Source organism: uncultured Aquimarina sp. (assembly GCF_947492965.1).
Taxonomy (GTDB): Bacteria; Bacteroidota; Bacteroidia; order Flavobacteriales; family Flavobacteriaceae; genus Aquimarina.
The window spans coordinates 182,432-197,460 of sequence record NZ_CANLOZ010000005.1 but is presented as its reverse complement, the minus strand read 5'-3'; the positions used below and the strand labels follow the sequence as shown (position 1 = coordinate 197,460).

11 protein-coding genes are annotated in these 15,029 nt (G+C 32.2%); 3 read left to right on the top strand and 8 right to left on the bottom strand.

Annotation, left to right across the window (positions count from 1 at the left end; all coding sequences use genetic code 11):
• Positions 1-10 precede the first annotated feature (10 nt).
• Positions 11-3,223 carry a hypothetical protein gene (locus Q1B37_RS14385; protein ID WP_299899566.1) on the bottom strand — a complete coding sequence of 1,071 codons (3,213 nt, stop codon included), beginning with the start codon at positions 3,221-3,223 and terminating at the stop codon, positions 11-13.
• A 264-nt stretch (positions 3,224-3,487) separates the two neighbouring features.
• Between Q1B37_RS14385 and Q1B37_RS14380 the strand changes: the two genes are divergently transcribed.
• Positions 3,488-3,721 (top strand): hypothetical protein, encoded by a 234-nt coding sequence (locus Q1B37_RS14380; RefSeq protein WP_299607704.1) that lies wholly within the window; start codon positions 3,488-3,490, stop codon positions 3,719-3,721.
• Positions 3,722-3,724: 3 nt separating this feature from the next.
• Here the strand turns inward: Q1B37_RS14380 and Q1B37_RS14375 are convergent, their stop codons facing one another.
• Both Q1B37_RS14375 and Q1B37_RS14370 read right to left on the bottom strand, forming a co-directional pair.
• Positions 3,725-4,078 (bottom strand): hypothetical protein, encoded by a 354-nt coding sequence (locus Q1B37_RS14375; RefSeq protein ID WP_299899565.1) that lies wholly within the window; start codon positions 4,076-4,078, stop codon positions 3,725-3,727.
• A gap of 266 nt (positions 4,079-4,344) precedes the next feature.
• The gene (locus tag Q1B37_RS14370; RefSeq protein ID WP_299899564.1) at positions 4,345-5,487 is read right to left on the bottom strand and encodes a serine hydrolase; all 1,143 of its coding nucleotides are present in this window, start codon (positions 5,485-5,487) and stop codon (positions 4,345-4,347) included.
• 235 nt (positions 5,488-5,722) lie between these two features.
• On the opposite strand from Q1B37_RS14370, the gene Q1B37_RS14365 reads away from it, so the two are divergent.
• Positions 5,723-6,853 (top strand): VWA domain-containing protein, encoded by a 1,131-nt coding sequence (locus tag Q1B37_RS14365; protein WP_299607695.1) that lies wholly within the window; start codon positions 5,723-5,725, stop codon positions 6,851-6,853.
• A 38-nt stretch (positions 6,854-6,891) separates the two neighbouring features.
• Positions 6,892-8,355, top strand: a complete 1,464-nt coding sequence (locus tag Q1B37_RS14360) for a magnesium chelatase (RefSeq protein WP_299899563.1) — start codon at positions 6,892-6,894, stop codon at positions 8,353-8,355.
• 8 nt (positions 8,356-8,363) lie between these two features.
• Here the strand turns inward: Q1B37_RS14360 and Q1B37_RS14355 are convergent, their stop codons facing one another.
• From Q1B37_RS14355 to Q1B37_RS14335, 5 genes are all read right to left on the bottom strand, one after another.
• The gene (locus tag Q1B37_RS14355) at positions 8,364-9,188 is read right to left on the bottom strand and encodes a DUF1853 family protein (RefSeq protein WP_299899562.1); all 825 of its coding nucleotides are present in this window, start codon (positions 9,186-9,188) and stop codon (positions 8,364-8,366) included.
• A gap of 8 nt (positions 9,189-9,196) precedes the next feature.
• Positions 9,197-11,260, bottom strand: a complete 2,064-nt coding sequence (locus tag Q1B37_RS14350; RefSeq protein ID WP_299899561.1) for a transporter substrate-binding domain-containing protein — start codon at positions 11,258-11,260, stop codon at positions 9,197-9,199.
• Between the two features lie 11 nt (positions 11,261-11,271).
• Positions 11,272-13,353 (bottom strand): transporter substrate-binding domain-containing protein, encoded by a 2,082-nt coding sequence (locus Q1B37_RS14345; RefSeq protein ID WP_299899560.1) that lies wholly within the window; start codon positions 13,351-13,353, stop codon positions 11,272-11,274.
• A gap of 130 nt (positions 13,354-13,483) precedes the next feature.
• Positions 13,484-14,500: a pirin family protein gene (locus tag Q1B37_RS14340; RefSeq protein ID WP_299899559.1), complete on the bottom strand. Its 1,017-nt coding sequence runs from the start codon at positions 14,498-14,500 to the stop codon at positions 13,484-13,486.
• A 12-nt stretch (positions 14,501-14,512) separates the two neighbouring features.
• The gene (locus Q1B37_RS14335; RefSeq protein ID WP_299899557.1) at positions 14,513-14,974 is read right to left on the bottom strand and encodes a DUF3291 domain-containing protein; all 462 of its coding nucleotides are present in this window, start codon (positions 14,972-14,974) and stop codon (positions 14,513-14,515) included.
• Between the last annotated feature and the right edge of the window lie 55 nt (positions 14,975-15,029).

The window sequence follows — 15,029 nt, the reverse complement described above, 5'->3', positions numbered from 1 at the left end:
GGTGAACGTTTTAATTGATTGTGAAAGTCTTTATTTCCTTAAAAGGAGAAGTGTCTAATTTTTCAATTGCCTGTTGGTACGGTAACCATTCATCTTTAAAGAAGGTGTTGGTTTTATTAATTGCATCAGTAAGAGCATCTTTTGCATGCTTCATTAGCGTTTTTTCGGTTGTGGTTAATCCATTTTGTCTACTGCCTGTGTACCATCCTGCGGTGCCCATTCGTTGCATCACAGTGACTTCTGGGTTTCTGGTAATTCCTTGCCTTTTATCTTCTTTACCTAAATAAATAGCAATTACTGAATCTATTTTCTTCGTGATTTCTTTGGAAGATTTTATTTGATCTTTAAATTTCTCTTTATCTAGTTTTTTAAGTTCTTTATGATATTTTGTAGCAATTTCTTTGCTTTCTACTAATTGCTTTACAGCATCTGCAGCTGTTTTTTGCATACTTTCTAGCTCTTTTGAAGCCGCATATATTTCATTAATATTCTTTTGAGAAACTTGTAATCTTGGATCAGATTTTACCGTGATATTGGTTTCAGATTTTTGATCACCATATTCCATAACCAATTTGTAAATTCCTGGTTTTACACCAACACCTCCTGGCTCTCTTTTCTGTTTTTGAATTTTTCTAGAAGGGCGTTGTACACCTTTTTCATCCATAAACCATCTCATTTCGTGAATACCGGTAGAGTCTGGAGTCTCTCTTTTAAGCGTTCGAATAAGCTTATCTCCATTATAAATTTTTAAATGTACAGAATCCCATTTCACTTTATTCTCTTCTTTTTCGTCCTTTTCTTCTTTCTCATCCTCTTTGTCCTCTTCTTTTTTATCTTTAGACGCTTTCTTTTGTTCTACGGTTACAAAAAATGAAATATGAGCTCCACCATCACGATTTTCACCATTAAATAATGCATCCCCACCGAAACGACTTCCTGTTGGTTGCTGATATGCTGCTTGGTATGCTGTTGGTGGTTCGAATAATTGTAATTTTTGGGTAAGGATGTTTTTGTTTTTAGCAATGGCTCTTAATGGTCTGATATCATCTAACACCCATGCAGCTCTACCAAAAGTTCCTATTACTAGATCATGTTCTCTCGGTTGGATTACTAAATCTTTTACCGATACAGTAGGGAATCCAGACGTCCATTTTGTCCATTTATTTCCAGCATCCACAGAAATATATAATCCGTCATCTGTTCCTAAGAAAAGTAAATTTTTCTCTACAGGATCTTCTACAATACATAGTGCATAACTTTTTACGTCATTACTATCAACAATTCGTTGCCATGTTTTACCATAATCTACCGTTCTATAGGCATAAGGAGTATAATTAAATCTTCGGTAGTCATTAGCGACTAATAGCGCTTCTCCTTTTTTCTTGTTAGATGCTTTGATCTGTACTATCCAGCTTCCAGTAGGCAATCCTTTGATATTACTAGAAATATCTGTCCAATTTGTTCCTCCATTTCTAGTTATATGTACTCTACCATCATCGGTAGCAGCCCATAGCATATTTTGTTCTAGCGGAGAAGGTTCTATGACTAAAACGGTACAATGGTTCTCTGCTCCGGTAGCATCCATGGTTAGTCCACCGCTTTCTGCTTGTTTTAGTTTCTCAGGATTGTTGGTTGATAAATCTGGAGATATGACTTTCCAAGTAAGTCCTTTATCGGTACTTTTATGTACAAATTGACTACCAAAATAGATAGTGCTATTATCAAACGGATCAATATTGATAGCAGCATTCCAATTAAATCGTAACTTAACTTCTGGATCTGGGTGTGTAGGTTTTACAGTATAATTATTTCCTGTCATCCAATCATAGCGACTTACAAATCCTTGTTGACTCATGGACCATCCGTATCTAGAATCGTCTTTGTCTGGTACCACATCAAATCCATCACCAAATGATATTTCTTGCCAATAAGAATTTCTTATTCCTTGTGCTTTCCATACATAAGCTGGTCCTCTCCAACTTCCATTGTCTTGCATTCCTCCGTAGACATTGTAAGGATATTCATTATCTACATTGATATGGTAAAATTGTGCAACAGGAAGATTGCCGATAAATCTCCAGTTTTTTCCACCATCTTTTGTAATATTTAAACCTCCATCATTTCCATCAATCATAAAGTTACCATCTTCAGGATGAATCCACCAAGCATGATGATCTGGATGTACACCGTTATCAACGCCGTAAGCAGGCATTAATTGAGTGAAATTCTTTCCTCCATCTTCTGATACATTCACATACGTAAAAATAGAATACACTCTATTTTCGTTTTGTGGATCTACATATATTTCAGAATAATAAAATGGTCTGTTACCTATATCGTTTTTATCATTTACCTTTTTCCAATTAAAACCTCCATCTTCAGATTTGTATAGGGCATTTTTCTTTGCTTCGATTAATGCATACACAATATTTGGTTTGTTTCTAGCAATTGCTATTCCCATTCTTCCCAAATCTCCTTTTGGTAAACCATCTTTGTCTGTTCGTTCTTTCCATGTTTTTCCACCATCATGGGTAATGTATAAACCAGAACCTTCTCCTCCAGATTTAAAAAACCAAGGATCTCTTTTGTGTTCCCATAAAGCTGCAATTAGTTTATTTGGATTCGTCGGATCCATAACCAAATCTGCGGCACCAGTTTTATTATTTGCAAAAAGAACTTTTTTCCAGGTTAGTCCACCATCCGTAGTTTTAAAAATACCTCTTTCAGGATGTTCTCCCCAAGGAGAACCAATAGCAGCTACATAAACGATATTAGGATCGGTAGGATCAACAATAACTCTATGAATATGTCGAGTTTTTTCTAATCCCATTAATTTCCAATTTTTTCCACCATCTAATGATTTATAGATTCCATAACCACCATTAAGACTGTTTCTAGGATTTCCTTCACCAGTTCCTACCCAAACTACAGATGGATTAGATTGCTGGATTGCAATAGCACCTATTGAGGCAGTAGCCTCGTTATCAAAAATTGGATCCCATTTAATTCCACCAGATGTAGATTTCCATAAACCACCAGAAGCGGTACCAGCATAAATAATATCAGGATCTGAAACAACTACATCTATAGAGGTAACCCGACCACTCATTCCACCAGGACCTATGTTTCTAGGATGAACTTTTTTAACAAAATCCATCGAAAAATCTTGGGCATACATTCCGGAAACCAGAATTATAGATAGTAGAAATAGTAATTTTTTCATTTTAGTGTAGAGAGTTAATTAAATTGAAATTGTTTTAAAACTTATGCGTGATTTTAATAGGAGAATATTTCCATTGGATTGAGCAATATTTCTATTAGAATGATTAGAGTTGTCGTGTTTTGGAAGCGTTAAAAGAAAATATCTTTTTAACATTTTTGATTGATTATAAAATTGAAAAGCTAAAGTTAAGAAAATGACAATGCGAAATTCTTAAAGGGGTGTTAAGGTGAAAAAGCGATACCTTTGGAGTATAAAATAGATCTTATGAAATTTATTGAACTTACTTTACATAATCATATCATTGTACACGGATTTGATGCAAGAAATCAAGAAATCACAGAAGAAGTAACGGTAGAGATTCCATCCAAAAAAATAGTTTCTGTAGATAGAATTTTATCTGTTAGCGAAAAATTTATCCTCATCAAATATGCTTTTGATAGAATAATTTATTGGGAATATATAGAAGATTACAACAGCGTAAAGGAAATGCTTACGTAATTATTACGGTATCATAACTTTAGCTTTCTTACTATCCCGAGCGGATATTAATTCGAAATCCTTATTTACTTTAACAATAATAATCTTTCCAGTATGCAGATTTATCATTTTCCATCGAAATCCATAGGAGGTTTCAAAAATTGCTGATCTTGCCATCTTACGCAAATCAACCTCGTCAATTTTTTCGATAACTTCTGTAGCTAATACATCTAATCCACGCTGTTTTACTTCTTCGTCAGAAAGTTTGCGATCTTTTTGAATTTCTATTAAGAAGGAGCAATCCGATCTGTCTAAAAAATCATTTGGATATATAAAAGTGTAAGAAAATAAAAAGAAGAATAGTATATGTTTTTTCATATGTAATGAGTTTTAAGAATCATATACTATTATTAGTAATAGTATGTGATTACTGGATTATAAATTGTGTAACCATACTGTTGTTGTTATTTTGTACTATATGCTGATGTTCTTAATGTAAGGGGAGTTATAAATTTAACTCTTTTATGATCGATTAAATATATAATTTTGTTAAAAAATAATTATTAAATCTTAAAAAAGAATGTTTTATAATAATATATTAATAGTTTTTTTGAAAAATTCTTAAAATATAGGAGGATGTAGCATTACTTTTTTCTTTCTAATTCTAACTGATATATTTTTCTGCCCAATTCTGCTAAGAATGGAATTCCAATTTCATCATATTCGTATTGATCATCGTTGAAAATCTCATTTTCATTTACATGAATGGTAGCAGATAAAAGAAATTCTATATTGTTCTTTGAATCCTTAATGTAGGCGCAATCCGTTAAATATCCATATGCATATCCTACTTTATTATGGATTTCAATATGTTGCGGAATGTCATCTTTGGTATCTCCGAACATAAAAAACTTTACATAACCGTCATAATATTTGGTTTTATCATAACCAGATTCATGGGGCAATAGTTTCATCGTCTTTAATAGGAAACGATGATCAGCTTCGGAAATATTAAATGATTTTTTTTTGTCATAAACTTCGGGAAACTGAACTCTTTTCATTAGCTCATGTAAAGACCTTAGCGGAAGATAATTCTTCTTAGAAAAATCTTTAGGTTGTTTTATAAGAGAGTCGTTTTCGTAATAACCTTTTCCTTTGGAGATATTGATTAAATCCAATTTTGAAGGTGTACTATTAAATATAATTTCTTGACTATAAATAGTCAGACTATCTGTGATACGTTTTTTGAAAATAATTGGTTGCGTCTTTGAAGCATCTGCGTTACTCGTAGATAATCTGTGAGAAATTCTCCCGGATATTTCTTTTGATGCTAAGTTTTGATTAATGTAGTCTTGTCCTAAAAACTCAAATAAACGATTATAGGCATCATTATCACTCACAGAAAAAATTTGGATAATATCATTTTCAATGGATGAATATAAGTTTCCTTGATTCACACTATATTTCGTTTCTCTATTAATAGGAATCCCATTATCCTTTAACTTGTTTAGCTTTTCTAGTGCCATTACGGCTATTGGAAACTTAACGGAACTTGCTGGATAAAAATAAATGCTGTCCGCTACATTAAATTCATAATCGGTAAAGGAAACTTCGTTTTTTGAATTTCGATCAATCTGAGTATATAAAATTTGAATTTCATGTTTTTCGAGCTTATTGATCACCCTTGATATATTCGGAGACTCGGATTGTAAAATAGTATCTAAAGGGTTTTCTGAAGTACAAGAACATATTAAAATACCAAGAAGAATAAGTAGTTTTAATTTCATAGACATGTATTAAATAAGGCGGGTAAATGAATCATTTGTGTTTTTTAAATTAAAATCTTTGCTCTAAGAATTAGCTGTCATTCATCATACTAAGTTAAATATAAGAATTGTTTTGCTAGCCTGTTCAAATAAAAAAAGGGAACCCAATAGAAACAATTCCAAAACATTTGTTAATTCTGTGTGATTCCATACTAGTTGGGGCGGTATCTTTTGTAAAATATACTAAATTTATATAATGAAAGAGAAAAAGGGAATTTTTAAAAAAGGTTTTGCTTTTAGACATTATGAAGCTCCAGAACAATCTCCATTCGAAAAACTTTTCGACATTTTTCAAGAAATAATTACTCATACTTCGGGTGATCTTGATGAAGCGCTAGACTGGATGAAAGAATTAGATAAAGAGTATCAGCTTACTAGTGAGGATTATACTTTAGATGATTTTGTAGAAGACCTTAAGAAAAAAGGTTATATCCGAGAAGAAATTAAGCCAGATGGAAAAGGAGGAATGTCCATAACTGCAAAAACAGAACGTGCAATTCGAAAAAGAGCGTTAGATCAAATTTTTGGTAATTTAAAACGCAGTGGATCTGGAAATCATCGTACTAAATATACAGGACGAGGTGATGAGCATGCTGGTGAGTATAGAAACTATCAATATGGTGATGCATTAGAAAGGATATCGATTACTGAGAGTTTAAAAAATGCCCAAATTAATCATGGCATTGGTGATTTACATCTTACCGAAGATGATTTGGTAGTCGAAGAGACTCAGTTTAAAGCTCAGATGAGTACAGTATTGATGATCGATATTAGTCATAGCATGATTTTGTACGGAGAAGATAGAATTACTCCTGCCAAAAAGGTAGCTATGGCTCTAGCAGAGCTAATAACAACGAGGTATCCTAAAGATACACTAGATATTCTTGTTTTTGGGAATGATGCTTGGCCAATAGCTATTAAAGATCTACCATATCTGCAAGTTGGCCCTTATCACACCAATACCGTTGCAGGTCTTCAATTGGCAATGGATATGCTGAGGCGGAAGCGAAACACCAATAAACAGATTTTTATGATCACCGATGGTAAACCTAGTTGTTTAAGGCTTCCAGATGGTCAGTATTACAAAAACAGTAATGGTTTAGATCGTAATATTGTGAATAAATGCTATGTGATGGCACAACAAGCAAGAAAATTACACATACCCATCACCACTTTTATGATTGCCCAAGATCCTTATTTAATGCAATTCGTAAGAGAGTTTACTTACGCAAACCAAGGAAAAGCATTTTATACTGGTTTGAAGGGGTTAGGAGAGATGATTTTCGAGGACTACGAAACAAATAGAAAAAAAAGAATTAAAGGATAAAACAATATTGAGTTTATAATACTTCCGAAAAAGAAAATATGGACATTAACAGCATAAAGACTTTAGAACAGTTAGAAGCATCAGGATACAAAAGTAAAAGTATAAAAGACGAATTACGAGATAATCTCAGAGAAAAAATTAGTAACAATCAAACTACATTTACTGGAATTCATGGTTATGAAAATACTGTAATTCCTGAACTGGAAAGAGCTATATTATCTCGACATAATATTAATTTGTTAGGATTACGAGGACAGGCTAAAACACGTTTAGCTAGGCAAATGGTGAACTTATTAGATGAGTGGATTCCTATTGTAGAAGGATCAGAAATTAACGATGATCCTTTACAGCCAATATCTAGATACGCGATTAACCTTATTAAAGAAAAAGCAGGTGATACTCCAATATCCTGGATTCATAGAGATGATCGTTTTGCAGAAAAATTAGCTACTCCAGATGTAACAGTAGCAGATATTATTGGAGATGTGGATCCTATAAAAGCCGCGAATTTAAAATTGAGCTATGCAGATGATAGGGTGATACATTTTGGGATGATTCCAAGAGCTAATCGTTGTGTTTTTGTGATCAATGAATTACCAGATTTACAAGCTCGTATACAGGTAGCTTTATTTAATATTTTACAAGAAGGTGATATCCAAATAAGAGGTTTTAAGTTACGTCTTCCTCTAGATATGCAATTTGTATTTACCGCAAATCCAGAAGATTATACCAATAGAGGAAGTATCGTTACTCCACTTAAAGATAGAATAGGTTCTCAAATTCTTACGCATTATCCAGAGACTGTAGCGATTGCAAAAACTATTACTCAGCAAGAAGCTCAGTTAGATTCTAGACAGAGTAGTTTAGTTCATGTTCCTGAGCTCGCTAAAGATTTATTAGAACAGATTAGTTTTGAGGCGAGAGAAAGCGAGTTTATCGATGCCAAAAGTGGTGTTAGTGCCAGAATGAGTATTACTGCTTTTGAGAATTTATTGAGCACGGCAGAATATAGAGCACTGAAATCTGGTGACAATCAAACATTGTTACGATTAAGCGATTTTATGGGAGTTGTTCCGGCTATTACTGGTAAAGTAGAATTGGTATACGAAGGAGAACAAGAAGGTGCTGCTTCTGTTGCGCTTACACTAATTTCGGATGCAATTAAATCATTGTTTCCAGATTATTTTCCTAAAATAGAACGTCTTGAAAAAGAAAGTGAAACAAGTCCTTATCAGGAATTAATTGACTGGTTTTTTGAGGAAAGTGGTTTCGAACTGTTGGATGAAATACCAGAGGCAGAATATATCGAAAAGTTAGATGCTATAAAACCACTTAATGATCTTCTGAATAAGTATCAGGAAGATATCGATAAAAAAGACAGCTATTTTATGAAAGAGTTCCTATTATGGGGACTGGTAGAGCATAAAAAATTGAGTAAATATAGATTGTCCGAAGGTTTTAGATTCAGAGACTTGTACGGAAGTTATATTAATGATCTTTAGATCTTATTTTACCACCAAACAATAAAACATTTGTCATAAGAATCTTCATTACTTTTTATCCAAAGTAATGGAGATTTTTTTTTCCAGAGTTGTCCTTCTAAAGACTCTTGAATTGTATTGTAGGAATGCCAAATTCTATGATCTTTTGGGTTTGTAACCCAATCTTTTTTTGAAGGAATATAGTATAGATAATGGTGATATTTTTCTGAATTGAAATCATGCCAATGTATCCAGAAACCAGAAATACAATCATTATTAATTTCAGGTAAAATTTTGTTTTGAAAGGATAAAGGAATAAATAACTGACCAAAAAAAGAGACTCTTTGTTTTATTGTATCCGTAGAAATGTCTAGTTTTTGTAAGGCTTTAATCGTCTCAGACTGGTAGAGTAGAGGAAATTGTTTATGCTTTAATTTAGCTACTTTTTCTAACAAGCTGTCTTTTTGATTAGGACCAATCCATCGTTCTAATTCATTTTTGCTTCTTTGAGGATCATAGAGATAGAACTTATATACTAATTCTATGTGTAAAAGACATTTTTTAGAAATGTCTTCAATCACAAAGTCTAGTTCTCCAATGGTAATTTTATCCTTAAATATTTGTAGGTTTTTTACGAGTAGTTGATAGTCTTTAGATGAGTTTATATAGTATTCAAAGAAATGTTCGATTCCTTTTCCTAAAACTTCATTATCTCTAACTTTAATGTTTGTTGGTTTTTTTATAACACATTCGAAATTTTTTAAATCCAATTGAGATAATCCAAAAAGAGAATCACCGTTCCATAGTGGTTTACTACTAATAAATCCATTGTATTGATGGTCGATAGAAGTCATTAAGAGTTCTATTTCTTAAAAATGGAAATGTATTTATCCAAAATAGGGCGTAATATTTTTCGATCTACGGGTTTAGCTAAAAAATCATCACATCCTGCGGCTAATGCTTTTTCAATATCTTCTTCAGTAGAATAGGCAGTTTGTGCGATAACCGGTAATTCTGGTCTTAATTTTTTGATCTGTTTGGTAGCATCATATCCATCCATAATAGGCATTTTGATATCCATTAACACCAAATCAATTTTGTCGTTTTTTTCGCAGATCTCTACTGCTTCCTGACCATTTTTGGCTCTATAAATAACGAATTCAAAATCAATCATTTTGGTTAAAACAGTTCTCAAAAATAGGAAATTGATTTCTCCATCTTCTGCAATAAGTACTACATGTTTTTGCAATGTTCTTTCTTGTAAATTAGTAGTTGTTGGTTCTAAATTGTTCAGCATTGAATCTGGGGTAAATGGTATTTTTAATATAAAGGAACTACCTTCATTTTCTTTGCTAGAAAACGAAATTTTCCCTCCAATTAAATCTGTATATTCTTTTGCTATTGCCAGGCCTAAGCCTAAACCTCCAAAATTTTTAGAAATTTCCTTTTCGGATTGAGAGAAACTCTTAAAAATAATGTCTTGGTCTTTTTGTTTAATTCCGATGCCGGTATCTTTAATCGATATGGTAACAAAATTTTCTACAATATAAGAAAATATTGTTATGGATCCGGTACTGGTAAATTTAATGCTGTTATCTACCAGATTACTTATGATCTTATATAACTTTGGTTGATCTGTAAGAATGATATTTTCCCCTGGTTTTATTTCGTTTTTGAAATAAATCTCTAGATTTTTTTCTTTAGCCTTATCTGTGTATTCAGCAATTATCTGCTCTAATAATTCTTTTAAATCTGTTTTCGAGAACTTTACTTTGCTCTGTTTTGTTTCTAAGACTGAAATTTCCAATATGTCATCCACTGAAGCAATTAGATCTTTTCCACTCTTTATAATGATATCGGTATACTCTCTTCTTTCTTCTTCGGTTAATGTATCTGATTTTAGTAATTCAGAGAATCCCATGATACCGTTCATCGGTGTTCTAATTTCATGTGAGATGTTTTGAATAAAATTAGTTTTTATTCGATTACTCTCTTCTGCTTCCTCTTTTGCAATTCTAAGTTCTTTTGTCTTTTGTTTTATTTTAAATTGTAAATAAAAATATATTGAAACGACACCTAATAGCACTAATGTAAAAATTAGTGAAAAAATAATCCAAAATTTTGGCTTTTTATAAAATGGTTTAACCATATCAAATAGCCAATTATCTAATATTGCCTGCTTTTCTTCGTTGGAAATAGCTTTTGAAGCTTTAGAGATGATGCTGTTGAGAATTTTTTCTTCTTTACGCACAGCAATGCTAGGTATATAACTAAAATCTATTTTATTAATAACTTTTAGGTCATTAAGTCCTTCAGATTTAATAAGATAATTTACTACCGCTCTTCCTCCAATATATGCATCTGACATTCCTGTCTGAACACTGCGTAGGCATTCAATATCATCGGAATAGTTGTTGATCCTTAGATTTGGGTAGTTTTCTTTTAGATAATCGTCAATGGAATACCCTTTTGGGACAGCAACTTTTTTGTTGAGAAACTCTGAGAAATGTAACCCGCTATCCACTTCTTTTCTAGTCACCAAAACAAATGGAGTTTCAAAAAACTTAGTGTAAAAGTTTAAGTATTCCTCTCTTGTTTCAGTTTCTTGCATCTCGAGAATAATATCAACTTTTTTTGTTTTAACGTCTTTCAATAAAAGACTCCAATTGGAGTAATATTTTTTTTGAAATTTATAATTGATCTTATTTTCAATTAGATTAAAATAGTCGACTAAAATACCATCAATACTATCTTTTTTGTTTATAAATTGATAAGGCGGGTAGTATGGGTATACTGCCACATTTACAGAAGTTTGTTCGGCAAGCCATTCTTTTTCCGGCGTACTAAGTATTTCCTGTTTAGAACAAGAAAAAGTGATACATACAAAGCATACTAAAATGGAAATATAAAATATTTTATTTTGCATAGTTCGTCGATTTAAGGAGCTTTGTTTCTTTTATTGAGTACAGAAAAATATTTATTTAGAATGGGCTTTAAAATTTTTCTGTCTACTGGTTTGGACACAAAATCATCGCACCCTGCATCCAGAGCTTTTTGAATATCTTCTTCTATAGAGTAAGCGGTCTGCGCAATTACGGGTAAATTGGGTCTCATTTTTTTTATATAAGCAGTAGCATCATATCCATCCATAACTGGCATTTTGATATCCATTAGCACTAAGTCAATATTTTTATTTTCCTGGCAAATGGAAACCGCTTCTTTTCCATTTTTAGCACGATATATCGTAAAGTCATAATCATTCATTTTAGTAAGAATGGTTTTTAGAAATAGAAAATTGGTTTCTCCATCTTCAGCAATTAATATGATATTCTTTTCTGGCTTGGCAATAGGCTTGGATGTTTGTGTTGTTTTTGCGCTTATTTTCTTTAATGGATTATATGGTACTTTTAGGGTAAAGGAAGTGCCCTTATTTTTTTCACTGATTAGCTGTAGCTGCCCTCCAATAAAATCTGTATTCTTTTTTGCAATGGTTAGTCCTAATCCCATTCCACTATAATCACCAATTGTTTTATCCGTGCTAGATGGTATTGTTAAACTTTCTATGATTTTATTTTTAGTAGTTTCACTAATACCTATACCTGTGTCTACAACTGAAATTGTTAAAAATTCTTCTTCTACGTCGCAGAAAAGTTTAATAGATCCGTCTTCGGTATATCTAATGGCATTATCGATAAGAACATTTAATATCTTGTTTAATTTAGGCCTATCCATCAATACTATGTTTTCTTGATCTTTTAGCTTGTTTTCTATAAGAAATTCAATGTTTTTTTCTTCCGCTTTTATTTTATAATTAGAAATTAGGTTTTGAAATACATTCTGAAGATTAACTTCTATAAGTCTTAATGTAAATCTATTTGATTGTAATTGAGAGATTTCTAAAATATTATCTATAATAGAGAGCAATTCTTTACTATTTCCGATAATCATTTGAGTATATTTTTTCCTGTCTTCAAGACTTAGATCTTCATTATTAAGAAACTCGGATAACCCTATGATTCCATTCATTGGGGTTCTAATTTCTTGAGGGATATTATAAATAAAGTTTGTTTTTAATCGATTACTTTCTTCAGCAATATCCTTGGCAATCATCAATTCATCAGTTCTTTGTTTGATTTTATACTTTAGATATGAATTAAATGACATACCAAATAATAACGACAATAACGCTACCAATGCGATAATGGTCCAAAATTTAGAAGTTCTGTAAAATGGAATGACATTGGTATAAAACCAGTTATTTACGATGGCTTGCTTTTCTTCTTTGGTGATTTTGGAAATTGTTTTGGAAATTATACCGTCTAAAACAGTGTTAGTTTGATTAATAGCAAAACCAGGTTCATAATATAGGTCAGTCCCAGACTTTATTTTTAGATTATCCATTTTTTTTGATCGGATATAGTAGTTAGCTACTGCTTTAGGACTAATAGTAGCATCATAATCACCTGCGTTCACTTTGGACAAGCAAGTAAGTTCATCATATAGTGTTATAATATTAAAATTAGGATATTTCTTTCTTAGATTTTCGGTGATAGCATAGCCTTGGGGTAAGACAATAGATTTTCCTGCAAGACTTTCTACATCATTTCCGAAATCTACATTGTCTCTAGTAACAATTACATTTTGAGATTCGAAAAGAGGTTCGTAAAACTTTAAATAGTATTCTTTTTCATCAGATTGTTGTATTTCTAATATTAGGCTGGCATCATTATTTTTAACACCTTCTAATAGCTTGGGCCAATCATCATATCTTTTTCTTTTGAATTTATAATTGATTTTTTGTTCAACGAGTTCTAGATATTCGATAAAAATACCATCGATTTGATTCTGTTCATTAATAAATTGATAAGGCGGATAGTATGGATATATAGCAACTGTTATACTATCATTTTGAGCTAACCATTTTTTTTCGTTTTCATCTAATAATGAAGGTTTTGAACAAGATTGAATTATAAAAAATATAGGGAGTAATGGAAGTAAACAAAGTATTTTTTTTGGCATAAGCTTTCATTATTTAAATACTTAACTTTTTTGATTCCATTAATAAAGATAGTACTTTAATCATAGTTTTAAAAGGAGAATCTTTTGAAAACTATGAATATAGTATGTGAAATGTAGTTATTTAAAAGCTTTAACTAGGTTTAATAATTTCTGTTCCATCAGGATATAGAGCAAAACGCCCTTTTGATTTTTCATGTACATGGTCATGACTAGGCCAAGGCCAACCACCAAATTCGGTTTGTTGATATTCCAAAATAGCATCCCTTATTTCATTATGATTATTCATCACAAAAGGCCCTTGTTGAACAACAGGTTCATTTATAGGTTTTCCTTGTAGCAATAGAAAATGTGCTTCCGTATTTCCATTGGTAATGGTTAGTTCTTTATCGGCATGGACTCTAATTTCATGATTAACCGAGATTTTATATCCATCAACAATGATCTCATCTCCTTTGAAGAAATAGAGAGAACGATTAGCATCTTTAGAAGCGTTTGGAAAGGTATAAGTAGCGTTGGGAGCCATTTTAATTATCCAAATAGCAATTTCATTATTAGTATCAGCTGCCCAAGAATCTGGAGCAGGATCAATTGCATGGGTTGTATTAAGACTACCAGCAATTAATGTAATTTCTGTAGAAAGATTATTATCATCTACTTTGGTAAGCTTTGGGATTTCTTCATTCCATAACATTTTAAAATGAGGGGCAACCATTTTATTTGCTTTTGGAAGATTTAGCCAAATCTGAAATAGTAAGAATGGATTTTTCTGATCGGTATTAAGAAGCGGAAACATTTCAGAATGTTGCACTCCTTTTCCTGCTGTCATCCATTGCACGTCACCATTACCAAAACGCCCAGCAGCTCCTAAAGAATCTGAGTGATCTACCAGTCCTTTTTGTACAATCGTTACTGTTTCAAACCCACGATGCGGATGTGCTGGAAAACCTGGTACGGTATGACCATGATACATTTTCCATCCATCTTTCCCCTGGAAATCTTGCCCTATATTTCTTCCTTCTAAAGAAGCATCTGGCCCCAATTGTTGATTCCCTTTTGGATATAGATCTTCATGATAGGCACAGAATAAAAAAGGATCCTGAGTTTGCCAGGTAAACCCGAGAGGTTTTATAGAGATAATTGCAGCCATGAATATAGAATGTTATAACTTTTGGTAATTGGTAGCATCTTCTGGAGTAAACTTACTTTTAAAAGAAAATGCATAAGGAGTTTCACCATGTTCTTGGAGATAATATAGTCGCTCTTTTGCTTCCGTTGGGCTAGGTTCATGTCCATCTTCTACGTACCAAAAAGCCATATGCATACGAGGCATTTTATGAAACCATTCTTTCTTACGTTTTAGAATTTCTACGTGTGCAGATTGATATGTGAAATTAAATAGGTCTTGCATGCTCTCCCATACAGACATATTGATGATTAAGAATAGATTATCAAAAACTGTAATGGCGGTTGCATTTCCTTCATCTCCTTTTAATCTCCATACGAAACCATCACTTTTTTCAGCTAATTCATTAATACGATCTAGATTATTTACAAAATCAGCCATAATAGGATCATTTATAGGCGCTAACATCTCTGCTATGTTTACTTGTGCTAGTTGCATTTGTTTGGTTGTTTTAACTCTAAAATAAAGATAAAGAAATCAAAATGTCTTAAAG